This window comes from Methylobacterium sp. C25, from assembly GCF_021352225.1.
Classification (GTDB): Bacteria; Pseudomonadota; Alphaproteobacteria; order Rhizobiales; family Beijerinckiaceae; genus Methylobacterium.
Map to the genome: position 1 here is coordinate 101,858 of NZ_JAAUVI010000009.1, position 24,681 is coordinate 126,538.

18 protein-coding genes and 1 tRNA gene are annotated in these 24,681 nt (G+C 59.9%); 5 read left to right on the forward strand and 14 right to left on the reverse strand.

All coding sequences use genetic code 11. The annotated features are described in order from the left end of the window. Positions 1-93: 93 nt before the first annotated feature. A complete protein-coding gene (locus HCU64_RS19280) occupies positions 94-507 on the forward strand; it encodes a DUF3597 domain-containing protein (protein WP_233385830.1) in 414 nt (137 codons plus the stop codon). Between the two features lie 67 nt (positions 508-574). Here HCU64_RS19280 and HCU64_RS19285 read toward each other — a convergent pair whose 3' ends face one another. Both HCU64_RS19285 and HCU64_RS19290 read right to left on the reverse strand, forming a co-directional pair. After that, positions 575-1,684 carry a polyamine ABC transporter substrate-binding protein gene (locus tag HCU64_RS19285; RefSeq protein ID WP_233385831.1) on the reverse strand — a complete coding sequence of 370 codons (1,110 nt, stop codon included), beginning with the start codon at positions 1,682-1,684 and terminating at the stop codon, positions 575-577. Beyond that, entirely contained in the window at positions 1,681-2,040 is a 360-nt protein-coding gene (locus HCU64_RS19290; protein ID WP_233385832.1) for a RidA family protein, read from the reverse strand. Before HCU64_RS19290 ends, HCU64_RS19285 begins: the two co-directional genes overlap by 4 nt. A gap of 219 nt (positions 2,041-2,259) precedes the next feature. Between HCU64_RS19290 and HCU64_RS19295 the strand changes: the two genes are divergently transcribed. Beyond that, entirely contained in the window at positions 2,260-2,526 is a 267-nt protein-coding gene (locus HCU64_RS19295) for a GlsB/YeaQ/YmgE family stress response membrane protein (protein WP_233385833.1), read from the forward strand. A 146-nt stretch (positions 2,527-2,672) separates the two neighbouring features. Here the strand turns inward: HCU64_RS19295 and HCU64_RS19300 are convergent, their stop codons facing one another. The 4 genes from HCU64_RS19300 to rpsO all read right to left on the reverse strand — a co-directional run bounded on the left by HCU64_RS19300 (position 2,673) and on the right by rpsO (position 6,558). Continuing rightward, a complete protein-coding gene (locus HCU64_RS19300) occupies positions 2,673-2,903 on the reverse strand; it encodes a YgaP family membrane protein (protein ID WP_233385834.1) in 231 nt (76 codons plus the stop codon). A 107-nt stretch (positions 2,904-3,010) separates the two neighbouring features. Next, positions 3,011-3,652, reverse strand: a complete 642-nt coding sequence (locus HCU64_RS19305) for a glutathione S-transferase family protein (RefSeq protein WP_233385835.1) — start codon at positions 3,650-3,652, stop codon at positions 3,011-3,013. Between the two features lie 203 nt (positions 3,653-3,855). After that, entirely contained in the window at positions 3,856-6,078 is a 2,223-nt protein-coding gene (pnp, locus tag HCU64_RS19310) for a polyribonucleotide nucleotidyltransferase (RefSeq protein WP_233385837.1), read from the reverse strand. Between the two features lie 210 nt (positions 6,079-6,288). Then, positions 6,289-6,558: a 30S ribosomal protein S15 gene (gene rpsO / locus HCU64_RS19315; protein ID WP_183506659.1), complete on the reverse strand. Its 270-nt coding sequence runs from the start codon at positions 6,556-6,558 to the stop codon at positions 6,289-6,291. Positions 6,559-6,862: 304 nt separating this feature from the next. Here rpsO and HCU64_RS19320 point away from each other — a divergent pair. After that, positions 6,863-6,947: transfer RNA gene (locus tag HCU64_RS19320), tRNA-Leu, on the forward strand. A gap of 82 nt (positions 6,948-7,029) precedes the next feature. Next, complete coding sequence (locus tag HCU64_RS19325; RefSeq protein ID WP_233385839.1) at positions 7,030-8,451, forward strand: tyrosine-type recombinase/integrase; 1,422 nt, start codon at positions 7,030-7,032, stop codon at positions 8,449-8,451. Between the two features lie 14 nt (positions 8,452-8,465). Here the strand turns inward: HCU64_RS19325 and HCU64_RS19330 are convergent, their stop codons facing one another. Continuing rightward, the gene (locus HCU64_RS19330; protein WP_233385841.1) at positions 8,466-9,569 is read right to left on the reverse strand and encodes a DUF2806 domain-containing protein; all 1,104 of its coding nucleotides are present in this window, start codon (positions 9,567-9,569) and stop codon (positions 8,466-8,468) included. 628 nt (positions 9,570-10,197) lie between these two features. Between HCU64_RS19330 and HCU64_RS19335 the strand changes: the two genes are divergently transcribed. Beyond that, positions 10,198-11,352 (forward strand): hypothetical protein, encoded by a 1,155-nt coding sequence (locus tag HCU64_RS19335; RefSeq protein ID WP_233385842.1) that lies wholly within the window; start codon positions 10,198-10,200, stop codon positions 11,350-11,352. Between the two features lie 94 nt (positions 11,353-11,446). Here HCU64_RS19335 and HCU64_RS19340 read toward each other — a convergent pair whose 3' ends face one another. The 7 genes from HCU64_RS19340 to HCU64_RS19370 all read right to left on the reverse strand — a co-directional run bounded on the left by HCU64_RS19340 (position 11,447) and on the right by HCU64_RS19370 (position 24,502). Beyond that, complete coding sequence (locus HCU64_RS19340; RefSeq protein ID WP_233385843.1) at positions 11,447-12,031, reverse strand: hypothetical protein; 585 nt, start codon at positions 12,029-12,031, stop codon at positions 11,447-11,449. Positions 12,032-12,316: 285 nt separating this feature from the next. Beyond that, positions 12,317-13,168 (reverse strand): ParB/RepB/Spo0J family partition protein, encoded by an 852-nt coding sequence (locus HCU64_RS19345; RefSeq protein WP_233385844.1) that lies wholly within the window; start codon positions 13,166-13,168, stop codon positions 12,317-12,319. A gap of 1,370 nt (positions 13,169-14,538) precedes the next feature. Continuing rightward, a complete protein-coding gene (locus HCU64_RS19350; RefSeq protein WP_233385845.1) occupies positions 14,539-15,246 on the reverse strand; it encodes a recombinase family protein in 708 nt (235 codons plus the stop codon). Between the two features lie 2,470 nt (positions 15,247-17,716). Beyond that, positions 17,717-19,066: a sensor histidine kinase gene (locus HCU64_RS19355; RefSeq protein ID WP_233385846.1), complete on the reverse strand. Its 1,350-nt coding sequence runs from the start codon at positions 19,064-19,066 to the stop codon at positions 17,717-17,719. Continuing rightward, entirely contained in the window at positions 19,053-19,733 is a 681-nt protein-coding gene (locus tag HCU64_RS19360; protein WP_233385847.1) for a response regulator transcription factor, read from the reverse strand. The genes HCU64_RS19355 and HCU64_RS19360 overlap by 14 nt, the downstream gene beginning before the upstream one ends. 132 nt (positions 19,734-19,865) lie before the next feature. After that, entirely contained in the window at positions 19,866-21,233 is a 1,368-nt protein-coding gene (locus tag HCU64_RS19365) for an efflux RND transporter periplasmic adaptor subunit (RefSeq protein WP_233385848.1), read from the reverse strand. After that, positions 21,230-24,502 (reverse strand): efflux RND transporter permease subunit, encoded by a 3,273-nt coding sequence (locus HCU64_RS19370; protein WP_233385850.1) that lies wholly within the window; start codon positions 24,500-24,502, stop codon positions 21,230-21,232. Before HCU64_RS19370 ends, HCU64_RS19365 begins: the two co-directional genes overlap by 4 nt. Positions 24,503-24,681 lie beyond the last annotated feature (179 nt).

Below are 24,681 nucleotides of genomic sequence, written 5' to 3' on the forward strand. Positions count from 1 at the left end.
CGGCGGCCATTCTCCGGGAACATGGAGCGTGGCCGTTCCGTTGATCGGCTGTCCGAGCGTGATCGGGCAGTCACATCAGACAGGGAGTCGGCCATGAGCTTTCTCGGCAGCATCGTCAGCAAGATCCTCCATCCGTTCGGAGGCAGCTCCGAAGCCCAGGCGGCCCCCGCCGGCGCGCCCGCAGCCCCCGCGGGCGGCTCGGACGCCCCAGCTTCGACCGGCGGCAGCGCCCCGGCCGCGGCCCCCGGCTCGATCGACATCGAGGCGAACCTCGCCCAGCTCGCGGCCAACAATCCGCAGAAGCTGAACTGGAAGACCTCGATCGTCGACCTCCTGAAGCTGATCGACCTCGATTCCAGCCTCTCCGCCCGCCAGAAGCTCGCCGACGAGCTGCACTACACCGGCGACAAGAACGACTCCGCGACGATGAACATCTGGCTGCACAAGCAGGTGATCAAGAAGCTCGAAGAGAACGGCGGCAAGGTGCCGGACGACCTCAAGGATTGATTTTTCGCAGTCTCTTCAACGAGGCCCGGTGTGAGAGCACCGGGCCTTTTTTCGTATGCGAGCCGGGTCACCGCCCCGTGCGAATCCTGGTCCAGAGCCGCGTCACGAACCGCTGCGTGTTGTCCGGCCATGCCGTGTTGACCACGAGCCGCTGCAGCGTCGTGTCGTCCGGGTAGATGCCGGGATTGGCCAGGATCTCCGGCTTCACCAGCTTCTTCGCCGGAAGGTTGCCGCTGGCATAGGACACGAAGTTCGTGTTCGCCGCCGCCACCTCGGGCCGGAGCATGTAGTTGAGGAAGACGTGCGCGTCGGCGGCGTGCGGGGCGTCCTTCGGGATGGCGAAGGTGTCGAACCACATCTCCGCGCCCTCTTTCGGGATCACGTACTCGATCTTGACGTCGTTCTTGGCCTCCTCGGCGCGCTTGCGGGCCTGGAGGACGTCCCCCGAATATCCCACAGCCACGCAGATATCGCCGTTGGCCAGCGCGTTGATGTATTCGGACGAGTGGAACTTTCGCACCGAGCCGCGCACCTTGTAGAGCGCGTCGGTGACCTTGGTAATGTCGTCCCAGCGCTTGGGGTCCATCTTCGGCCCGAAGAAGGGCAGGATAGACGGGATCAGATCCTCGGGGCTGTCGATCATCATCACCCCGCACTCCTTGAGCTTGTTCATCGTGCTCGGGTTGAGCACGAGGCTCCAGGAGTTCAGGGCGGCGTCGGCCCCGAGCCGCTCGCGGACCATGCCGGCGTTGAAGCCGATACCGGTGGTGCCCCACATGTAGTCGACGGCGTAGACGTTGCCGGGATCGTAGGCCTGCAACCGCGCCGCGATGTCGGGCCAGACATTCGTCAGGTTCGAGAGTTTGCTCTTGTCGAGAGGCTGGAACACGCCGGCCTTGATCAGCCGCTGCAGGAAGGGGCCGGACGGTGCGACCACGTCGTAGCCGGACTTGCCGGCGAGCAGCTTCGTCTCGAGCACCTCGTTGCTGTCGTAGGTGTCGTAGACGACCTTGATGCCGGTTTCCTTCGTGAAGTCGTCCAGCACCTTGGGGTCGATGTAGTCCGACCAGTTATAGATGTTGATCACCCGCTCAGCGGCGCGCGCCGGCCCGCCGAGCGCCAGCACCGAGACGGCGAGGGCGGCGAGACAGGCGCGGCCGAGAGCGGGCCACCTCATCGCGCGGTCCGCGTGGCAACCACGACGATCTCGACCTTGTAGGCCGGCGTCGCGAGCTTGGCCTCGACGGTGGCGCGGGCAGGGGGCTCGTCCCGGTCGACCCAGGCATCCCAGGCGGCGTTCATCTCGCCGAAGGTGGCGATGTCGGCGAGATAGATCGTCGCCGTGAGGATGCGGCTCTTGTCGCTGCCGGCGGCCGCGAGGAGGGCATCGATCTGGCCAAGGATCTGCTGGGTCTGCGCAGTGACGCCGGCGCCCTCGGGCTGGGCCGCGACCTGCCCGGCGAGATAGACCATGTCGCCATGGGCAGCGGCCTGGCTCATGCGCGGGCCTTTTTCGAAACGCTCGATCGTCATCGCAGAAGAGGAACCTGTTGGTGATACGGAGCGCGTTCTGTGGAGCCTTCGGGCGGCTCCCGTAAAGGGGCTTTTCGCGCCTCCAGCGGCGCTTGCCGCATCGCGACACAAATTCGCAGGGCCGCGCAACCTCGACGGGAGGCTCTGCGTTCTGGCATCACGGTACGGCCAAGTCGCATATCGCGAAGTCGCGTACGTTACGTCGGGGACACTACAGCCATGGGCATTCTCTGGACCATCATCATCGGCTTCCTGGCCGGTGTCGTCGCGAAGTTCATCATGCCGGGCGACAACGAGCCGTCAGGCTTCATCATGACGACGATCCTCGGCATCGTCGGCGCCTTCGTCGCGACCTTCCTCGGCCAGGCGCTCGGCTGGTACGGCCCGAACCAGGGCGCAGGCTTCATCGGCGCCGTCGTCGGCGCGATCGTCGTGCTCTTCATCTATGGCTTCATCGCCAGCCGCAGCCGCTCGTCCTCGGTCTGACGAACACGACCCAGGTTACAAAGAAGGGCGCCGGATCTGATCCGGCGCCCTTTTTTTGGTCTCATCCGAGACGGCCTAGCCGCAGGCGAAGCCATTGGTTCGCGCCCGGACCCCGGATCGCTTCGCCGTGCTCGCGATGACGACCATCACACCTCCGCGCCGTCTCCCGAGATCGCCTTGACCGGGCAGTGCCCCGTGGCGCCGCGCACCGCCAGTCCGACGCCGACGACGAGGGCTGCGAGGCTCAGCCATTTGTTCGGGCGTGGCTGGGCCGCGGCCGCCGCGATGCCGAGCCCGAGCGCCACCGATACGGCCCGCTCCGTGAACCCGATATTCGGCTCTCCGCCAAAGACGTCCTCGATCATCTCATTCGCCATTGGGCGTACGCTCCTGAAACCGCTGAAGTCCGTCCCGCCGTGCGGGACTTAGTCATGACGCCGGGCGAACGCGGGTCGGGCGGGAGCGTTCCCGGGATCGCGAAAAGCTACGCGGCCCCGACGTTCTTCTCGGCGATCAGCGTGTCGTCGATCTCCCGCGCACGCACCGCAGCGGGGCGGCCGTAGAGCCTGCCGGCATAGGCCTCGAAGGCCGGCCGCTTCGGGATCGTGCCGAACTGCATGCCCCAACCGAGATGCGCGCCGACATAGAGATCGGCTGCGCTGAAACGGCCTCCGGCGAGGTATTCGGCCTTCGACACCGCGCCCTCGATCGTGTCGAGCACCGCCTCGAGGCTGCCGTAGCCGACCATGCCGCGCATCTGCGGATCGTTCGGCACCTCGACCTTGAGCACCTTGTTCACCACGGCGGCCTCAAGCGGGCCAGCCGCGAAGAAAAGCCAGCGGTAATAGTCGCCCCGCGCCCGGTCGCCGGAGGCGGGTGCCAACCCGGCCTGCGGGAAGGCATCGGCGAGATAGGCGCAGATCGCCGCGCATTCCGTCACCACGGTGCCGTCATGGACGATGGCCGGCACCTTCCCCATCGGGTTGATGGCGAGATAGTCGGGCGACTTGTGGCCGCCGCGGAAATCCAGGAGTTCCGTCCGGTAAGGCTGCCCGACCTCCTCCAGCGCCCAACGCACGATCCGGCCACGGGACATCGGGTTCGTGTAAAAAACGAGGTCGCTCATCCTGGGACTCTCCTCCGGTGATCGGCTCCATGCTCGGACCGGCATGGCTGGACGCCAGCATAAGTCGCCGGTGTCCTATCTCGATGACGTTCGAGCCGACCGCGCGCCGACCGTCCCCGCACAAAAATTTCGGCGCGACGCTCCGCAAAGAAAAAGCGCGGCCCCGAAGGACCGCGCTTCATCAAATCGGACGTGCGAGGTGCTCAGTCGCGGTCGCGACGCGGGCCACGATCGCGGCGGGGACCGCGGTCGCTGCGGGGCTCGCGCTCCTCCGGCTCGGGCTCGCCGCGGGCGGCGCGCTCGGCCTTCAGCTTCTCGGTGATGTCCTCGCCGGTCTCCTGGTCGACGACCTTCATCGAGAGGCGGATCTTGCCGCGATCGTCGGCACCGAGGAACTTCACCTTCACCTTCTGGCCTTCCGACACCACGTCGGAGACCTTGGCGACGCGCTGCGGAGCGAGCTCCGAGATGTGCACGAGGCCGTCCTTGGCGCCGAAGAAGTTCACGAAGGCACCGAACTCCATGATCTTGACGATGGTGCCGTCGTAGATCGTGCCGGCCTCGGGCTCGGCGACGATGGAGCGGATCCAGTTATAGGCCGCCTTGATCGCCTTGCCGTCGGAGGAGGCGATCTTCACGACGCCGGTATCCTCGATGTTGATCTTGGCGCCGGTCTTCTCGACGATCTCGCGGATGATCTTGCCGCCGGTGCCGATCACGTCGCGGATCTTGTCGGTGGGGATCTGCATCGTCTCGATGCGCGGCGCGTATTCGCCGAGCTCCGGACGGGCTGCCGTGAGGGCCTTCGACATCTCGCCGAGGATGTGGGCGCGGCCGTCCTTCGCCTGGGCGAGGGCGACCTTCATGATCTCCTCGGTGATGCCGGCGATCTTGATGTCCATCTGGAGCGAGGTGATGCCCTCGTCCGTGCCGGCCACCTTGAAGTCCATGTCGCCGAGGTGATCCTCGTCGCCGAGGATGTCCGACAGCACCGCGAAGCGCTCACCCTCAAGGATGAGGCCCATGGCTATGCCGGCCACCGGACGGCGCAGGGGCACGCCGGCATCCATCAGCGACAGCGAGCCGCCGCAGACCGAGGCCATCGAGGACGAGCCGTTCGACTCGGTGATCTCGGAGACCACGCGGATCGTGTAGGGGAACTCGTGCGCCGGCGGCAGCACGGGCCGGATCGCGCGCCAGGCGAGCTTGCCGTGGCCGATCTCGCGGCGGCCCGGCGAACCCATCCGACCCGTCTCGCCGACGGAGTAGGGAGGGAAGTTGTAGTGCAGCAGGAAGCGCTCCTTGTAGGTGCCTTCCAGCGCGTCGATGAACTGCTCGTCCTCGCCGGTGCCGAGGGTGGCCACCACGGCAGCCTGGGTCTCGCCGCGCGTGAACAGGGCCGAGCCGTGCGCGCGCGGCAGGATGCCGACCTCGGAAACGATCGGGCGGACCGTCGAGAGATCACGGCCGTCGATGCGGGACTTGGTGTCGAGGATGTTCCAGCGAACGACCTTCGACTGGGCTTCCTTGAAGGCGGCCTTGACCTTCTCAGGCGAGAACTTCTGCTCGCCCTCGGCCGGGCAGAGGGCGGCAACCACCTTCGCCTTCACGGCGTCGACGGCGGCGTAGCGCTCCTGCTTGATGGTCTTCTTGTAGGCCTCGCGCAGCTCGGCCTCACAAACCTCGAGCACGGCCTTCTCGGCGTCGGCGTTCTCCGGCGGGGAGAAATCGCGCGGCTCCTTGGCGGCCTTCTCGGCGAGGCGGATGATCGCCTCGATGACCGGCTGGAAGTGCTTGTGGCCGAACATCACGGCGCCGAGCATCACGTCCTCGGAGAGCTCCTTGGCCTCCGACTCAACCATCAGCACGGCGTCGGTGGTGCCGGCGACGACGAGATCGAGGCTCGACTCCTCCTTGGTCTCGGCGACCAGCGGGTTCAGCTTGTAGCTGCCGTTGACGTAGCCGACGCGCGCCGCGCCGATCGGGCCCATGAACGGGATGCCCGAGAGCGTCAGGGCGGCGGAGGTCGCCACCATGGCGAGGATGTCCGGGTCGTTCTCGAGATCGTGGCTGAGCACGGTCACGGTGACCTGGGTGTCGTTGCGCCAGCCTTCGATGAAGAGCGGGCGGATCGGGCGGTCGATCAGGCGGGAGACCAGCGTCTCCTTCTCCGAGGGACGGCCCTCGCGCTTGAAATAGCCGCCCGGGATGCGGCCGGCGGCGTAGGCGCGCTCCTGGTAGTTCACGGTGAGCGGCATGAAGTCGATGCCGGCCTTCGGCTCCTTCATGGCGACCACGGTGGCGAGCACCGAGGTCTCGCCGTAGGTGGCGAGCACGGCGCCGTCGGCCTGGCGGGCAACCTTGCCCGTCTCGAGGACGAGCTTGCGGTCGCCCCACATCAGCTCTTCGCGTTGTACGTCGAACATATCTCTCTTGCCTTCATGCATACGGAGGGCTGAGCCCGGCGCCGCCAGAGGCAAGACGATCAGCGACTCCCCATCTCGGAAGTCGCTGATGATCCTGCCCTGACCGTCGCGCCTCGAAGCGGCCCTGAGGGTTGGCCGGCCGAGCCCATGCCCGGACGGCCGATGGCAAAACGCGGCCCAGCGTGAATGCGGAGCCGCGTCCTGGCGTCGTTAGCGGCGGATGCCGAGGCGCTCGATCAGCGAGCGGTAGCGCGGCTCGTCCTTGCGCTTGACGTAGTCGAGCAGCGAGCGGCGCTGCGAGACCATCTTCAGGAGACCGCGGCGGGAATGGTTGTCCTTGCCGTGGGTCTTGAAGTGGCCGGTCAGGTTGGTGATCCGCTCGGTGAGGATAGCGATCTGGACCTCCGGCGAACCGGTATCCTTGCCACCCGTAGCGTATTCCTTGATGAGCGCGGTCTTGCGCTCTGCCGAGATCGACATCGCTGGCCTTTCGGGTTGTGGTGTTTCGGAGAAGCATCCGCCTCGTGAGGCAGGCTTCGAGCCTGCGGCTCGGCCGATGCCGGGATGTCGTCCAGCAGGGTCGTGCGCAAGCGGTTCAGGCCTCGCCCGAAGCCGGGTCGAGGCGCGCGGATACATACACGAAAGCAGGCGGAGCGCCAGTGGCCGTCGCGTGGGCTCGCTGCAACACCCTCGCACCACCCCTCACTGACCCGATTGACGCCATCCCCGCCGCCCCCTAAACGGTGCCCCACGTTCGAGCCCCGGCCTTGAGCCCGGCCCGCACGCCCAGGTGGCGGAATTGGTAGACGCGCTGGTTTCAGGTACCAGTCTTGCAAGAGGTGGAGGTTCGAGTCCTCTCCTGGGCACCACTTTCAAAGTGGTTTTATCAACGAGATCAGCTAGTTAGGCCCTGACACAAGGTGCTCGTGGTGATACACGAGGTGATACACCGTGTCCCGATGGCTTCTCGATACCGGCCTGATTCGCGTGAGTGTCCGATACGTTAAACCTCTGAAGCCCGGTGGACCGCTGTTCTATGTCCGCCGCATCCCCAAAGCCGTTCAGCAGCATTACGGAGGCAAGGCACTCTTCCGGCAAAGCCTAGGCACCAGGGACCTAAACGCAGGAACACGGAAGGCCGCTAAGCTCGCTAGGGAGCATGATGCCCTGTGGTCCTCTCTAGGCTCCAAGGAAGGTCAAAGAGCCTCCCTGACGACCCCTGAGAACCGAGAGGCCGCGAGGGCGCTCCTAGCCAGCCTCGGACTCTCACCCGGCGATCTGGCTCCAGGGGTCAACAATCCTGAGGGTTATAACCCGGACGAAATCATAGATGACTTCCTCATCAAACAGCATGGGCCGGACTATGAGGTTGCTCGCTACGAGCCAATTCGATCGCCAAAATCCATGCAGTCCTTCTGGTCTCCCATAGAGGCTGAAGCAGTTAGATTATTAAAAGAGGACCAATCTAAGCCGAGTACTCTGCTCAGCGATGCCCTGAGAGTTTACCTTGAAGACCATGACAAAGGTAGTCATCCGAAGTTCGAAACTGACACCAAGCGGGCAATTGGCCATGTGTTGTCTGCCGTAGGCGATTTGCCACTAAATCAATACAATAGAGAGAACGCCAAGCTCGTTCGGAATAATCTTCTTAAGGGCAACAAGACTGGCACTGCTCGTCGCAGGTTAAACACAATCAAAGCAGTGTTCAATAAAGGACTCTTGGAGTTCAACCAGCGCCACCTTGGAAATCCCTTTGAGCGGATTCAGATTGCAGGGGAAACACAGGACGCTGTTGAGCGCGGGTCCTTCACTGCCTCTGAGCGAAAGGTGATCACCAAAGCCTGTCGAGCGCTGAACGACGATATCAGGCACATCGTAGCCCTTCAGGCAGACACAGGAGCCCGCTTGGGTGAAATCGTGGGACTGCGGCTGGACGATGTAGTGTTAGACCACGAAACCCCTCACATCCTCATTAGGCCCCTGAGTGCAGCAGGAAGGACGCTGAAGACCGCCAACAGTGAGCGGGAGGTTCCCCTTGTAGGTGAGGCTCTATGGGCAGCTACGGAGGCCCTGAAGGCGGTACAGGGCAATCCTGAGAAAGGACCGTGGCTATTCCCACGCTACGCCTCTGATAATCAAATCAATGCTAATAGCGCTTCTGCCGTGATCAACAAGTGGCTCAAGAAGACACTCAAGATCGATAAGACCAGTCATTCCTTTAGACACACCATGCGCGACCGACTGAGGCACGCAGGCGTACCACAGGAATTCCAGGACCTAATTGGTGGCTGGGGAAAGCGTTCAGTGGCTCAGAGCTACGGCGAGGGTTATTTACTGAAGCAACTTCACGAGCAACTAGATAAGATTTCTTGATAACGACATCCAACTCAATCTGGATTTATTTCATCACCAAACAGTCGCCCGTCTCTGATATCAATAACTCGATATAATCTAACATTATTTTCCTTAAAGTACCCCGTAAGCAATTTGATATATTCATTAGACGGAATCATAGTCACAATATCCCGCAACTGCTTCCCTGCCAGCGTAAACGAGGGTCCACCTAACGATAGACTTGTGTTAATCTCGTGCGATACATCTGCAGCCCGCTGTATCCAAAACCTCTCTCCGGCGTTTTCAAAGGGAAAGCCTTGTCGCAGCATATCGTCTGGAACTTCAGCGTGCTCGTCCCACTCGCTACGAACCAGCCCAACCTCAACTAACTGAGCAAGATCATCATACGATATTCCAAATGGCCTCAGCTTATTTTCGCCGGGGCTCGCAAATGGTTGAGAAATCAATCTGACAGTAACTCCAAATTTCGTGCTTAAATTACACGCTTTGTAGAATTTTTCTGCTATATCTGGATCTAACTGCGCGAACGCCTGAACCGTAGACATTGAGAATTGCCCTGGATTTTTTATCTCTCCTGCTAGAATTTTTGCAAAAGCGTGCTTGTATTCCTCAGATGTTCTAACGGTGCAAAATTTCAAAAACGCAGCAAGCCAATCACTGTCGATCTCGTTTGGGGCATCGTGTTCTAGAGGGGCTTCTTTCAGTTCACTTGCAGCTATCATGAGAACATCTTCACGGACACTCTGCTCTCTAACGATATCTGCAGCGTGAAAATCTAGTGCCCTCATGGCTAAATCGCGCTCTTTAAACTGTGCTGCGGCAGCCTTTGCACTGTCTCTATAAATTATCTCACGGGCCTTCTGCCGAGCTTTGATGTCTGCCGCCTCAGCGTCGTGGCGAGCTACTTCCACATTCGCCTTGGCTGCTGAAACACGAGCCTTGCCCTCTAGGTGCTTTGCAGGCCACTCGGCACCACCGAGAAACACACGACCCACTGCTTTCCAAAAGTTGCGCTGAGCCTGCGGTGGAATGCCCGTGACCGCTGCGGCAACCGTCTCGCCGATGACATCTGGTAAGCTTGTGCTCTCTTGGGCACTCTGGCCTTCAGGCACTTCCGCAAGTTCCCCATCGGACATCAAAGCGCACGCCTCATGATCACGGTTCGTTCCAATTTAGCCCGGGCTTAGGTTCTCGCAACCCTCAATCACAGGATGTTTCAACGGTCCCTAGCAATCCTCTTCGGGACGTGCAGTTGACCGAGCTTCCCCTATCGAGCGACTGCATGGCCTCGCTGGCTCTTCCAAGGCGGTCCTTAAAGTCCTGCCTACGGATGCGCTGGTCTCTCTCAAGCTGATCCTCAAAGACCAGGCCTGCCCCAGCAACACACCTATTGAACTGGTCCGTGCCCTCATTGAGACCATTGGCGTAACAATAGGTCCTAGCCTTCTCAGAGACGACCCTCTGTTTCCCTGCAGCTGACATACAGCCACCAAGGGCTATCGCCAGGACCGATAAGAGGATTGTGTTTCTCATCGCCGTTTGTGGTGCCTTAGGTCGCGTTTGCTCTCCCAGGTTGAAAATCACGAACCATCTGATGTTACAAGCGCGCAACCGGTGTTATCTACCAGTGCATAGGGCGGATCGATTGCCTCTAACTAAGGGCCGATATTACTCAACTAATCTAAATCGATTAGATTGCATGACCGTCAGTCTACCGCTGAACCGCAGTTGCAGATCAAGCAACACAATAGGTCGGGAGCAACAATGGACGCCGATTTTAAAGAAATTGGACACAGCGGCGGTAGGATTACTTTTCGGATAAGCACCGATGAAGCAGGTAACAGGGGCTTTTCAGTTGCGTGGAGCCACAGCAGACCAACCCCAGCTGCCATTGTCGGAATTCACGCGCTAGAGCAAGGCATCCCGGTTATTGCGTTCAACATGGGTGGTATCGGGCAGCTTTGGGACCCTCCGCCACCAAAAGGTTGTCTTCCTGTATTCCTATGTTCTGATAGCCATGGAAAATTTGGACATAAATGCGATCAGTGCTCTGGCTATTGGCGTAGCAGTGCTTTCCCGCGAGTATGCCCCTATTGTGGAAACATGCCGGAACCACATCATACTTTATCAGATGCCCAACGTCGCTATGTCGAACATTACTGCAAAACATTGGTAGACGCACTCTCGAGGATCGACAACGGTGAAGTTATTATCGATATGGACGCCATTGCTACGTCTGTTGATACCCCGGACCAGCGCCCTGAGTTTTATGTCTCTGAAGAACAACAGCAGCATCAGTTTGACTGCGAAGCGTGCGGGGGGTTTAACGATGTGATCGGCGCATATGTTTTCTGCTCTTCGTGTGGAACTAGAAATGACCACGCGATACTGCGTACTCAAATGGAAGCGTCCCGCACCAGACTTAACCAAGGAAACAAACCAGAAGATTGTGTGCGCGATGCAGCTTCTCACTTCGACTCATTTATTGGGCAAATATCAAACCAACTTGTGTATCAAATCCCAATGACGAAAGCCCGGAAATCACGACTTCAACGAAATAGATTCCATAAGTTCGAAGAAGTATGCTCAGTGTTTCTGAATTGGTTTGATATCGATTTGGCAAAGGGCATCAATAAGTCCGACAGAGATTTTATAAATCTGATGTTCTTACGGCGGCACGTTTACGAACACAACGGAGGGGAGGTGGATGCTAAATACATTGCAGACAGTGGTGACAGTAACGTTCGGTTGAAGCAATTACTCAGGGAGAAGCCCGAAGACGTGCATCGGTTCCTCGGCCTAATCAACAAGCTTGGACACAACGCCCACACCGGGTTTCAAGATATCTTTCCTCCGATCGATGCCCCAATTAAGACTCATCGAGAAATCCAAGAACGCATTAAGCGATTTGAGACTTAAGGGTAACCGCTTGTGTAGGGTCTCGGCGGCTGCCACACAGCCACCAAGTTTCCCCTTGCAAACCAGCGCCAGCTCTCCTGTTTTAACCAATACCCTAGGTACTCAGCTTTTTCGCTAGGCCCTCAAGCCAATCCTCGGCTGCCTCCACGCTCACATTGGACGAACCTGCGGATTTTGGCTTGGTCCACTCAAGGACCTGTCGGGCTGCTGCAAGTCGCAATCTCTGATGAACAGGCCCCCGCATGACCTGCAACGTTGCTCGCATCGCTTCTTCGGCCATCACTTCAGCATCGGTGAGCACACCTGCCTTCTTCAGCCACTGAATGTCTCTCTCAACTAACTCGCTTGTTGCAGCCCAAGCAGCCTCGGCTTCCTCCCTGTTCATACCATTCGGGATGCCGAAGCGTGATTTGTGGTTCCTTACGGGATTGACGGCCTCAAGCTCCTTGGTTCTTTCAGACACCCAGGTGGTATACCCCGGGATTTCTTTGAATTTTGTGTTGGCTCCCGGATGAGACTTCTGAGACCTATCCACGAAACCTTTTCGAAGGACACGCTTTTTCTTCGTGTAACGCTTGGCCGCTCGTGGCTTCTTCTTGCAAGACTCTGAGGGAGAGGGCGGGTTCTCTTTTGCCTCGATGAATCGACCATCACCGATATTAATAAGCTTAGTTTCCATTCTTGTTTATTGTATACCTTTTGGAGTGCACGTTTAAGGTTAGATTTCGTGTCGCTGAATGGCTCCGCCCAACACCTTTGAACATACAAACTGCGATCAATATTTAAGTTGTCAATGAGCTAGAGCACAACTTGTGTGTGTTGGAGGGACAGTGAGTTTAGGTAACGTCCGGGTTATCCTTTGAAGCCATTAGCTTCCCGTGGCGATTATAGATCGGCGTCTAAAGGTGCTTACTACTGCAAATGCAGAGGTAGGGGGATGCAGAGGGTCAACCTAATGACACCTTCAGATGTCCAAAAGTTCAGCTTCGTACCGTTCTTCTTCAAGATAACTCGCCACATCTAGCGTGATGTCTGCCCATTGCTCGACAAGTTTCCGAGGAAGCTCACCGCTCACCTTCTGGATTGCGCTAGATAAAACCTCAGGCCAAGCGACCAGCTTCACACTACGATCAGTACACATGCGCTGCGCAAGCTCATCGGATTTCTCTTCGATCCACTTATCTCTATCGAACTCTTGGTCTATCGTTGCGTCTCGCTGAGCACCTTTCCATGAGTATTCCCAAGGATTGTCGCCTCGTTCCACCAGCTTCTTTTTCTGAGCCCGCATGTTACTTATGGTTCTAGGCGACACTCCCGAAGATGCCTGAATTTCAGCAATAGAGAAGCTTTCCCTGCGCACCAACACCCACGCGAACTCAAGCTTATTCTCTTTCGAGACCGGCAGCTTATCTTTGTGGTTTTCTCTTCCGGCCTCAAGTTGTGCTTCAGATACCGACCCGTTGAATATCTTGACCGGTATCCCCCGAGACCACCCAACGGACCTGTAGGCACTGTACCGATGGTGTCCATCAATTATGTAGAACTTCTGTCCAATTGCCGTAACTTGGATAGCCTCTAGTGGCATCTCCACTTCGTTTAGGGCAGACATCAAGACCCGGATGTGGCTCCTATCGAACAGCGGTTCGTCAAGGCGGTTCTTCCTGATCTGAAAGACATCCGGGGCTGTATGAAGCTGCCCCATAGGCAAGGAGCGTGGTTGATCCGTGTTTCGCTCTTGGGACTTCTCAATCTCTAGCAGATCAGCGAACTGCAGCTTTCCATCGGGAACAACAATCTGTTGCGTAAGCTTCGGCATACCCTATTGCCCACCACCGAGAGAATGCCTCTGGCTCGCCTTAGGAGCCCCTATGAGCCCCTTCCGCCAACGCTCGACACTCACCTGCCAAGATGGTGTTCCCGGCCCCTGGAGGCCTCCTGAGAGCCTTGGAGCCCTCGCCAGGGCTTGCGATGCCAACGCGGTATCCTGAGCCATCTGAGCGAACGCTGAGGGCTGTGCGTCCTCCCACTGCTTCTGAGCTTCCCCTTGGTTGATGATTTCCTGGTTAGTGGCTTGGCGTTGAGCCTCTGCGGCCTCGTGGTCACCCTGAAGAAACTGCTGGGCCTGCTGCCTCCATCCGAGCGGCACAACTCCGTCAGGGTAAAGCTGCTTCTCAAGTTCGTTATAGTCGATTGCCCCAGGGACGCCGGGAGCAGTTAGGTGTGTTTGATCAGAGCCCACCGGCTGATCTGCGGTGACTGAAAGCTCCGATGTCGGTCCCGAAAGCTGCACTGCGTCATCATTTGTCTCCGATGGGACAGTGTGTCTTGTCAGGAAGCCATCCGTGTCTTGCCAATAGGTGTCGCCGGGTTGATTTTTGATCAGCAATCCATCCTGATTCCGCCACGGCGAAAACTTCTTGAACAATTGGATAAGATCGCTGTTCCACTGCTCGTTTTTGATTTGAGGAGGCGCTCCGCTATTCCCGTTTGTTCCCTGAAATCCCCAAAGGCCGTCATCGTCGTTTAACAACCGCATGCTTGAATACGCTCCTCGATTTCAGTATCCATGGCAGTCTGCGAGTATCTCTTTGCATCGCTTTGGTCCACGTAGACTTTCATCATATCAAGCAGGAGCATAGGGTTACTCGGGATACCTCCAAGACGATCAACGGCGATCCCATGGGCCGCTTTCATAAGCTCTCGATTGTCTCCCTGAAGTCGGACGAAGAAGCAGTATTCCTTTGTGTTTGTGTGAAGCCCTCTTGGCTCCCTGAAGCGCTGTGTGATCACGCTAAGTCCTCAAATGTGATTGCATAAAAAAGGAGCCCGAAGGCCCCTGGGTTTGACGGTGAGCACCTTTAGGAGTGCCCATGGGTTGGTAGAGATAGTCAGTTGAGAACGCTGCTGATTAGCCGCCGTTTCGCTAGGGGGTGGCCGTTATGACCCTAAAGCGACGCTAAGCCTTAGAGCCTCACCGCAAATTATGCCTGTGAGACCAGCGGTCACTCGGCGGCCCTTGAAGCACCGTCTTTTGGCACCCCAGCAGCAACTGTTTTCTCTAGGGGGGGCCGTTTGTGACCCTAAATCAGTGCTAACTCTTAGAACCCTAAGGCTAATCATGCCCATGAGATTGATGTCCCCAAATTAGCCCCAGCAGCGCTCCTTCTTAGGCCCTCGAAAAGCCGCTCAGGAAGCCGCAGGAGACCGACCAATCTTATCCAGCACTCTGGACACCTGAACGGCGCTCCAAAGGCCTCCCCGGGCTGTCTCGATGCCCCGGCTGTTGAGACCATCAGCTATCTGGCGGAGGGACGTGGCACCTGCCTGCTCAATGGCTCGAATAACGGACGAAAGGTCTGATGCCCTACCCTCAGCCTTGGCTCGCCGCACCTGCTTGCTGATCTCTCGACCCTGGACACCATCGGCCCTGAGGTTGCCTCTATCGCCTCCGAGCTTTGTCCCTCTAGCCCTGGCAGCAGCTAAAGCCTTCCGTGTTCGCTCAGCGATCATTCCGGCCTCAAGCTCAGCAACGCTCAGCATCTGACGCAGCATGAAGGTGCCTACAGGACCCTCCACCATCGGAAGGTCACAAAACTCCACGGAAACCTCAGCTTTGACCAAGCGGCCCATGAAGTCAGGGTTACGTGTCAACCGGGAGACATTCGCCACGATGAGCTTAGCCCGCATCAAGCGGCAGTGAGCCAGGGCCTTCTCAAGTTCAGGACGGTAGGAAACGCGTCCGCTCTCAACCTCAGTGAACTCTCCGCAGATAGTCCAATCACCACCATTGAGCCGAGCCCTGACGGTTTGCTGCTGAGCCTCAAGACCGAGCCCTGAACGCCCCTGCTTGTCCGTGCTGACCCGATAATACGCCACGTAGCGACCGCTGCTCATACCCAAAGCTCCTGTTACGTGTCTCGCTACGTCCGTTGTTACAAACGTTACACTTCAGGCAGCCCACTATCAAGCGCAATTATCGAACAATGCTACTCAATGGAGAGAAAATTCACGCCATTGTCAGTTTACGGTGTAATTGTAATTCGGTAGACTCAAGCATTCAAAAGCTAGGATGCCTCTATGTTTTGGATAGCATTTGTTATCATCATGCTTTGCCTGAGCGCCGTATCAGGAAAGTACCTTCACAACCCTGTTGGATGGATTGGTGTGGCCTACATTGCCTTCTGCGTGACCATGCTTGTCTCTGTGGTACTCAAAGCCTCCGGTCTCTCAGTGTAAGAACGGAAGGATCAGCCTCAGGCATCCGGCGAATGTCGCCAATGTCCGGCAGGAAACCCAAGCGTTCGTCCAATAGGTGAACCTTAGGGCATGAGAGCTTCGGGCCTCTCTGCTGTCTTCACAGATCGCTGGCCTGCCGTGTGACCGTAGGCAGTCGCCGGGAATCTACCGGGTCCCTTCGCTTGGCTTTGAGGAGAGCTTGGGGACACCCGCCCACTTCGAAAATCCCGGTAAAGCCTGAAGTTGTTGTTTGACCTTGAAGCGTTGTGTGTCTCCCGGAGTTTCTGCCAGCAAACACAATGGGTCCCTCCGCTCTGAATTTTACATGGATCAGCAAGGCCTGAAGCCAATCTGGACCGGGCACAAAAGGTTCAAGGGCGCCTACAGGGGAGGAGAGGGACTTCAGAGCTTTTTGCCAAACACATATCAATCTTAGCCAAGTTATCGTGTCGTTCCATTACAATCTCTATGGGTCAGCTAGAGTTATATATTATTTCATCTCTTGACCAAATCCCGAACATAAGTCAAACACTTCAAACCCAAGGCGATACGCCGGGCATCTAAAGGGGCTGAAAAAGAATGTTTGATTACAGGCACACAGATTTCTTCATCCACGGCGGTCAAATAAGAGACGATGGTACTATGGTCCCTGTGGTCGTCCAACCGGCTACCGACTCTGCACGGCCGTGGTCAACTCAGTTTGAGATTGGGGAATGGGAGAACGGCGTATTGATCCTACGGACTGAGAAAGATGCAGCCCTGGTGCTTGAAGCAATAACGGAGTCAGAAATGACCCATGTAACTATGTAAAAAACTAGACCGCTTGGAGTGCGGTCAGGAGGCTTATTCAGAGCCTTCTTTTGACTGAACACATATCAATCTGAGTCATAATGGAGATCGTATGGAACTTAACGATAATTCGGTATCAGAAATTTCTCATCACGATAAGCGAGCTATTATGAAGCTGTCCTGGGCAATCAGGGAGATGCTTACGATTTACCCCAAGATTACAGCAACACAGATACTTACGTTCCTTACTGTCGCTGAAGAGCCCGGCCTTGGTCCTACAGAATACGCCAGAAAGCTTGGAACGCTCCAACCGACAGCATCAACTTGGTTATTACATCTAGGCCCGAAGCGTAGGGGAGAGGAAGGGACCGGTCTTGGCTTGTTGGACCGAAGAGACGACCCTGAGAGCCTTAGGCAAAAGCAGTTTCATCTGAGCGCAAAAGGACGACCATTGGCCGAGCGTTTGGCCGGTATTATCCATGGCCGAGCCCCCTAGAGAGGTGATACTTCCGGTGATACACGCCTCTAGGAATGTTGATTTACTTCCTTTATAACCAATACCTTAGCACCTAGTGTTCAGTGCCTATAGTCCTCTCCTGGGCACCACTCGCTGAAATCATCTTTGATTTCTTTGCGACTATTCTCCTGAATGCCCACCGGTTCGACGGCCCGCGAAAAGTGGGCACTTCTGTATTCGCTTCGATTGATCAGCTGAATACCAGCCGCTGCCTTTCGACGTGAACGGCTGGCCAACCTCGATCACGAAAAAAAGCGTCAGGTGCTTGCTTGGGTTGGACGTCGATCGCTTCTCGCGGCATCGCGAGCACGGCCCTTCAGGCGTTACCGGCTTTGTGTTGCGGCCGATGTGCTGCGTGTAGCGGAGACAGCCGCCTCGCATGCGCCGGTGTCGGGATGGCTGACCGGCGTTATGATGAAGCCCTGGGAGGCCTAAACCCCGAGAAAGTACAAGGACTCGCTTTATCTCGTCAGTGGCGCAGATTTCGGCACGCGCTTTGGTGCGGCCCGCAATCGCAGCAGCATTAAAGCCCCACATGCAGCCACCGCTGAAGCGCTCCCGCAAAGCATTGCGGCAATCAACGCGAAGATAGCGCCCTGCGCCCAAAACGCTGGGACGGCGATCGCTGCTCCCACCAGGGCGCTGAACAATATCAAAAGCATAGCTTTTACCGGCAGAAGCTAACGATTCATCACGACACTGTTGGGACCAATCGTTTACGAAGTCCTAACGGGGGCGTTTGATCCGTCATCACTGCATTTTGATCCCCTGCCGAGCCCGGCGGAGCCGCTGGCGAACGCTACGGGAGGGTGCGTCAGAGAGCTATGCAGGCGATCCCACTTGGGATCGAACACTTGCGCGGCAGCCCGGCGCGTTGTCCTCGAGAGCGAATTCGAGGTTGTGAAGCCGTGCGATCGAGTCGACGAGGCTGAGGCCGATTCCAAAGCCGGAATACGAGCGGACCCTGTTGCTTCGCTGATAGCGCTGCTTCACCCGGTCGACTTCCTCCGGCTTGATCCCGCAACCATTGTCCGCAACGCAGAGCCCTGGCGGATCGGCCATTGCGGTGAGTTGCACCCATCCTCCTCGCGGCGTGAACTTGATGCCGTTGTCGACGAGGTTGCTCACGGCCTCGAACAGGAGACTCGCATCACCATCGACAATCGCTGGCTCCGCCGGCCTCGTCCAGATCAGCGACACGCCTTTGTCGGCGGCGATCGGCGCATAGTATTCGAAGGCGTCGTCGAGGATGCGGACGAGATCCGTGCGGGCGAAGGCCGATCGCCTGACCCGGTCCTCCAGTTCCGAGATCCGCAGAAGCGCCGAGAACCGAACCACGATCTGCCGGAGTTCCCCCACGACATCCTCGTTCACGGCGCGAAAGTCTTCTGCGGTCTTGGCATTTCGCAGCGAGCGCTCCAGGCTCGCCATCACCCGCGTCAGCGGCGTGCGCAGGTCATGCGCGATATTCTCGTTGACGCCTTTCACCTCTCTCATCAGCCGCTCGAGCTGGTTGAGCATCTCGTTGACAACATTGGTGAGGTGCCCGAGATCGGCCGACAACCCGCGTTGCGGCAGCCGCTCCGAGAGGTCGCCGCGCATGATCTGCTCGGCCGAGAAGGTGATGGCCTCAATCTGGCGCAGGGAACCGACGCCGAAGACGATGGCGCCGACGATCCCTATGGCTACGGTGCCGCCGGCACCCCACGCGAACGTATCGACGAGCGCCGTTTCGAGGGCTTCGAGCACCTTGGCGGAACGGCTGACCAGAAGCAGGTTACCGTCCGGCAGCCGGTTGAGCATGCTGTAGAAGGGAAGCGTCTCGCCATTCACCGTCTGAGTCAGCTCGAACGGCCTGTCGATCGGGGCCGGCCGGGGAAACGGCAGTTCTGCGCCCGCGATACGTTTCCCCTCCGGGGTGAACACCGTGAGCGGCCGTCCGCCCTGCTCGAAGGCCTGCCAGGTATCCGTGCGCTCGCGCAACTGCGCGCTGCTCAGCCGGCTCAGGCGCGCGGATTCCCAGCGCACCCATTCATAGGCTGAGGTGCGCCCATAGCTCCGGGTTTCGAGGAAGAGGAAGCCGAACAGGGCGAGCGAGGCAGCTCCGAAGGTGGCGAAGAACAGGAGCGCGACGTGAAACCCGCTCGTGCGGTGGAGATCACGCAGCCGCACGGAGGATGAAGCCCGTGTTGCGCACCGTATGGATGCAGGGGTTCAGGCCATCCGGGTCGAGCTTCTTGCGGATCTTGCCGATATGGACGTCGATCACGCTCGACTGATGGTTGAAGCTGTAGCCCCAGACGGATTCGAAGATCATCGTCCGGCTGACCAGCGTGTTGGCATTGCGCATCAGGAACTCGACGATCGCGAACTCCTTCGGCAGCAGGTCGATCTCGCGATCGCCGCGGAACAGCACGCGATCGATCAGGTCGAGACGAAGATCGCCGACGACGAGTTCGCTGAGCGCGTCCACCGCGACGCTGCGGCGTGCCAGGGCATCGACGCGCGCCGTCAGCTCGATGAACTCGAAGGGCTTTGCGAGGTAATCGTCGCCGCCCGCCCGCAGGCCGTCGACGCGCTCGTTCACCGCCGACAGGGCACTGAGGATCAGCACCGGCGTCGCGATCTTCGCCTCGCGCAACCGGCCGAGGACGGCCAGCCCGTCGATCTCCGGGAGCATGCGATCGAGGACGATCACGTCAAACTTGCCCTCCATCGCCTTCTTCAGGCCCGTCGTGCCCGTGGGCGCGTCGTCGACGCGAAACCCATGGTCCGACAGAGCCGAGCCGATCTCGGCTGCGACGCGCTTGTCGTCCTCGATGATCAGTACGCGCGCCATGGCACGTCTCCTGTTGCAGTCAGGCTTGTTGCGCATGGGCTTAGATAGGCAGTCGTCTAACGAAGCCATGCGGCGAAGTACGCGTTTGCCGTGTGCACGGTGCAGACCCGTTCGGCGTCCAAAGTCGTCCGGTCATTCCGCCCGGGCCTCCACCGCGGCCACGGGCCGGATCGCGGCAGGTTCAGCCAGGGCGACCTTGCCCCCATCCTGCAGATCGGCCGGCGGGCTGAGGACCAGCGTCTCGCCGCCGGTCAGTCCGTTGCGCAGCTCCAGCGTCGTGCCGAGGTCTCGTGCGATCTCCACCGGTTCCAACTTCACCGTGTCTCCCGGCTCGACGACCGCGACCCGCGTACCCTTCGCATCGAACACCAGGGCCTCCGAGGGGATGACGACACTAGGTTGTTTCCGCGGGACGTCGAAGCTCACGGCCACATACAGACCCGGCCGCAAGTTTCCATCAGCATTTGGTACATCCACCTCCGTCGTCAGCGTGCGTGCGGACGAACGGAGCGCGACGGAACTCCGAGATACGGTTCCGGAGAAGGTCTTGCCCGGCATCTGCGGCACGGCGACGCTGGCCGCCACGCCGTCGTGAATGTCGATCGCCGCGTATTGCGGGATCTGGACCGCGACGCGCAGCACCGCTTCGCTCTCGATCGAGAAGAGTGGTGTGTTCGACCCCGTATCGGCATGCACGAGGTCGCCGACATCGACCTTGCGATCCGTGATGATCCCGTCGAAGGGCGCGGTGACGTTCTCGAAGCCAGTCAAGGCGCCGAGGCGGTCCACGGTGGCCTGCTGGGCGGCGAGGTTGGCTTCCGCGACCTTCACCCGCGCCTGCGCCGCGTTGAGGGTCGCGTTCGCGGTGAGCACCTTGGCGCGGCTCGTATCGGCAGTCTGCTTCGAGGCCCAGCCCTGGCCGGCGAGCGTGGAGGTCCGGGTATCCGTGACGCTGGCGAGCGTCACGTCGGCCTTGGCCTGGTCGACGTTTGCCTTGGCTTCGACCACCTGCGCCTGCATCTGGCCGAGCTGGGCCTGGGCCTGATGGAGTTGCTCGTCGAGGTCGGGCGCGGCGATCCGCACGAGCAGATCGCCCTTCTTCACCCGGGAGCCGATATCGACCTTGCGTTCAGCGACATACCCGGTGGCGCGAGCGAAGACGTCGGCCTTGTCGAAAGCCTCCGTCTGGCCCGGCAACGTCAGCCGCATCGGCGCATCGTCGCGGCTCGCGGCAATGGTGCGGACCTGTGGGACGAAGTCCACGGCCTCCGCCTGGGTTTCCTCGGCGGCACTGACCTCGCCCCAGTGATGCCAGCCGCCGAGGCCGAGCAATCCGCCGAGGGCGAGGACGGCGAGCGCGAAAGGCAGCTTGCGCGGCGGCGGCACGTCCTGGTGGGCCAGGGCGGCGTCTGCGTGATCCGATCCCAGCGGGTCGGCCTCGATCGCCCGACGCTCGGCCCCCGTCGGGTGCGGGACGCCAGGGTCCATCATGTCGCTCATGCGTAGTCCTCGAGGGGCTTGACCGCGCCGCGGCGCAGCAGGGTGTAGAGGAAGGGGACGAAGATCAGGGTCGAGCAGGTGCCCATCGCGATGCCGCCGAGCACGGCGCGGGCGAGCGCGGCGTTCTGCTCTGAGCCCTCGCCCGAGCCGATCGCCATCGGGATCAGGCCGAGGAACATCGCGGCGGCCGTCATCAGCACGGGTCGCAGTCTAGTCTGCCCGGCCACGAGGGCGGCCTCGACCGCGGTGCAGCCCGTCGCCTCCCGGTGCTCCTTGGCGAAGGTCACGAGCAGGATGGAGTTGGCCGAGGCCACGCCCACCGACATGATCGCGCCGAACAGGGCCGGGATCGAAAAGGTCGTGCCAGTGATGAACAGGCTCATCACGATGCCGCAGAAGGCCACCGGTAGCGCCGCGAGGACCACGAAAGGATCGCCCCAGGTCTGGTAGTTCAGGACGAGCAGCAGGTAGACGGCGACCAGCGCGATCCCCAGGCCGATCTCAAGGTGGAAGAAGGCGCTTTCCATGCTCTCGATCTGGCCGCGGATGCGGATCTTGTCGGGGGCCTGCAGGCCGGCCTGCTCCTGTTCGACGATCTGCTCGATCGCGTTACGCACGGAGCCGAGATCCGAGTTCTGGACGCTCGCCAGCACGTCGTAGGTGGGCTGCGTGTTGACGTGGCTGACCACCGTCTGCTCGGGCTTGCGCTCCATCGAGGCGACGCTGGAGAGCAGGATCGGGATGCCGGCATCGCCATGGTCGGCATCGCGCACGGCTAGCGGCGTGTTCATCAGGCTCGTCATGCTGGCATTGCGGTATTCCGGCGTCTGCACCCAGAGCTGATAGGGCGTGCCGGATTTCGGATCGGCCCAGAAATTCGGGCTGACCTGGAAGGAGCCTGAGAGCGAGACGTTGAGGTTCTGCGCGATCTCCTGCTCGTTGAGCCCCATCTCGGAGGCGAGCTTGCGGTCGACGTTCACGTAGAACTGCGGCGCATCGACGATCTGGTGCAGGTGGACGTCGACCGCCCCGCGCACCTTGGAGATCCGCCTCACGAGGTCCTGGGCGGTGGCGAGATCCTTGGCGTCGTGACGGCCGGTCACCTGGACGTCGATCTGCGCGATCGTTCCGAAGTTCAGGATCTGCGTGATGATGTCCGAAGGCTGGAAGTAGAAGACGACGTCGGAGAAGTCCTTGCGCAGCTCTTTGCGCAGCACCTTCTCGTAGAACGAGATCGGCTTGTGCTCGCCCTTCAGGTTGATGAGCATCTGGCCGTCGTTATAGGCGACGAAGGATGCGTCCATGAACGCGAAGTTATAGTTCGAGGCCGGCAGGCCGATATTGTCGAGGATCAGCCCGAGCTCGTCCTTCGGCACGGTTTTTCTGACCACGTCCTCGACCTGCGCAAAAACCTTCTCCGTCGTCTCGATCCGCATGCCTGGCCGGGTGCGGACGTGCAGCGTCATCTGGCTCGACTCGATCTGCGGGAAGTAATCCTGGCCGACGAAGGGGAGCAGCGCGCCCGCAAGGACGAAGACGCTGGCCACGCAGGCGAGCGTCGCTACGCGATGGGCGATCACCGCGTGGAGCAGCCCGACATAGCCGGCATGGAAGCGGGCGAAGCCCCGCTCGAAGGCGGCACGGAAGCGGGTCGCCGCGCGGCCGAGCGGCCGGAACGGGAAGGCGATGATTGCCAGGACCATCCCTACGATCCGGCTCAGGATCGAGCGGGGCTTGTCTGCGCCCGTCGGCTCCACAGAACCGTGGACACCGGCATGGTGCAGCTCGTATTCGCGGGCGACGAAAACGTCGATCAGGATCGGTACGAGCGTCAGCGACAGCACGTAGGAGGCGAGCATCGCGAACACGACCGCCTCGGCCTGCGGCGTGAAGAGATATTTTGGCGCGTCGGTCAGGAAGAACACCGCGACGAAGGCCGCGCAGATCGCGAGCGTCGAGATCAGTGCCGGCTTGGCGATGCCGGAGACGCCCATCACCACCGACTTCCGGAAGGGTTGGCCCTCCTCGAACATCCGGTAGGTGTTCTCGATGGCCACCGTCGCGTGGTCGACGAGGATGCCCACCGAGAGCGCCAGGCCGCCGAGCGTCATGATGTTGATGGTCTCGCCCATCGCCGTCATCACGCTGAGCGAGGTGAGGATGGCGAGCGGAATGGTGATCAGCACGACCAGCGTCGAGCGCCAGGAGCCGAGAAACAGGAGGATGGTCAGACCGGTGAGCCCGGCCGCGATCACCGCCTCTCTCACCACATCCTGGATCGCGTCGGAGACGAAGACCGACTGATCGAAGAGCGGCGTGATCGACATGCCGGCCGGCGCCGCCGCGCGTATGTCGATGAGCGACTTCTTCACGTTGTTGACGACGTCGAGGGTCGAGGCAGAGCCGTTCTTGAGGATCTGCAGCAGCACCGAGTGATGGCCGTCGGCGCGCACCACGTTGAGCTGCGGCGGAGCGCCGTCGCGGACATGGGCGACGTCGCGCAGCAGTACCGGCTGGCCGTCGACCACCTTCACCGGGATACGGTTGAGCTGGTCTACGAGTTCTGGCGAGGCATTGAGCCGGATCGCGTATTGCTGCTCGCCGATCTTGGCGAGGCCCGAGGGCACCGCGAGGTTCTGCTGCAGGACGGCGTTGGTGACGTCGAGCGGCGTCATGCCCACGGCGCGGAGCGCGGCCAGATCGAGATCGACCATGACCTGGCGCGGTGCGCCGCCATAGGGCGACGGCAGCGTGGAGCCCGGCACCTCGGCGAGGCGCTGGCGCGTGCGGTACTGAGCGTAGTCGAAGACCTTGGTCAGCGTGTCCTTGGTCGAGGACAGGGCGAGCTGAATCACCGGGACGGAGGAGGCCGAGAACCGCATGATCACCGGCGGCTGTACGCCTGGCGGCATGCGCGAGCGCGCCGAATTCATCGCGGAATCCACCTGCGTGATCGCGAGATCGACGCTGACGCTCTGATCGAAATAGATCCGCTCGGTCACCGTGCCCTGGATCGAGGTGGAATCGATCCGCTTGATGTTGTTGACGTTGGAGGAGAGCGAGAACTCGCTGTAATTGGTGATGCGCTGAACAATGTCGGTCGTGTCGAGGCCGTTATAGGTCCAGACCACCACCACGACCGGGATGTCGACGGCCGGCAGCACATCCTTGGGCGCGACGACGACAGAGCCAGCCCCGGCGAGCAGCATCAGCACGGCCAGCACGAAGAAGCTGTTGCGAAACTTCAGGGCAAACCGAACGACACCCATCGCGATACGCCGACTCTGACTGTGGGAGATTCCGGCAGCCCGAAGGCTTCCGTGCGATCACGATCCAAGGCCGAAGGCTCATCGCCGACACCCGATCGATCACGGTGACAACAATCGAGTAAGTCGAAGGCTCGGCTGTCTCCAATGAATTCGGCTTCAATGTTGAAAATCGATTTTTG

Coding starts and splice junctions, on each gene's coding strand:
- HCU64_RS19330 (WP_233385841.1), bottom strand. CDS start 9,569: ATGTCCGATGGGGAACTTGCGGAAGTGCCTGAAGGCCAGAGTGCCCAA.
- HCU64_RS19335 (WP_233385842.1), top strand. CDS start 10,198: ATGGACGCCGATTTTAAAGAAATTGGACACAGCGGCGGTAGGATTACT.
- rpsO (WP_183506659.1), bottom strand. CDS start 6,558: ATGTCGATCTCGGCAGAGCGCAAGACCGCGCTCATCAAGGAATACGCT.
- HCU64_RS19280 (WP_233385830.1), top strand. CDS start 94: ATGAGCTTTCTCGGCAGCATCGTCAGCAAGATCCTCCATCCGTTCGGA.
- HCU64_RS19300 (WP_233385834.1), bottom strand. CDS start 2,903: ATGGCGAATGAGATGATCGAGGACGTCTTTGGCGGAGAGCCGAATATC.
- HCU64_RS19370 (WP_233385850.1), bottom strand. CDS start 24,502: ATGGGTGTCGTTCGGTTTGCCCTGAAGTTTCGCAACAGCTTCTTCGTG.
- HCU64_RS19345 (WP_233385844.1), bottom strand. CDS start 13,168: ATGCCGAAGCTTACGCAACAGATTGTTGTTCCCGATGGAAAGCTGCAG.
- HCU64_RS19295 (WP_233385833.1), top strand. CDS start 2,260: ATGGGCATTCTCTGGACCATCATCATCGGCTTCCTGGCCGGTGTCGTC.
- pnp (WP_233385837.1), bottom strand. CDS start 6,078: ATGTTCGACGTACAACGCGAAGAGCTGATGTGGGGCGACCGCAAGCTC.
- HCU64_RS19305 (WP_233385835.1), bottom strand. CDS start 3,652: ATGAGCGACCTCGTTTTTTACACGAACCCGATGTCCCGTGGCCGGATC.
- HCU64_RS19360 (WP_233385847.1), bottom strand. CDS start 19,733: ATGGCGCGCGTACTGATCATCGAGGACGACAAGCGCGTCGCAGCCGAG.
- HCU64_RS19290 (WP_233385832.1), bottom strand. CDS start 2,040: ATGACGATCGAGCGTTTCGAAAAAGGCCCGCGCATGAGCCAGGCCGCT.
- HCU64_RS19365 (WP_233385848.1), bottom strand. CDS start 21,233: ATGAGCGACATGATGGACCCTGGCGTCCCGCACCCGACGGGGGCCGAG.
- HCU64_RS19285 (WP_233385831.1), bottom strand. CDS start 1,684: ATGAGGTGGCCCGCTCTCGGCCGCGCCTGTCTCGCCGCCCTCGCCGTC.
- HCU64_RS19350 (WP_233385845.1), bottom strand. CDS start 15,246: ATGAGCAGCGGTCGCTACGTGGCGTATTATCGGGTCAGCACGGACAAG.
- HCU64_RS19340 (WP_233385843.1), bottom strand. CDS start 12,031: ATGGAAACTAAGCTTATTAATATCGGTGATGGTCGATTCATCGAGGCA.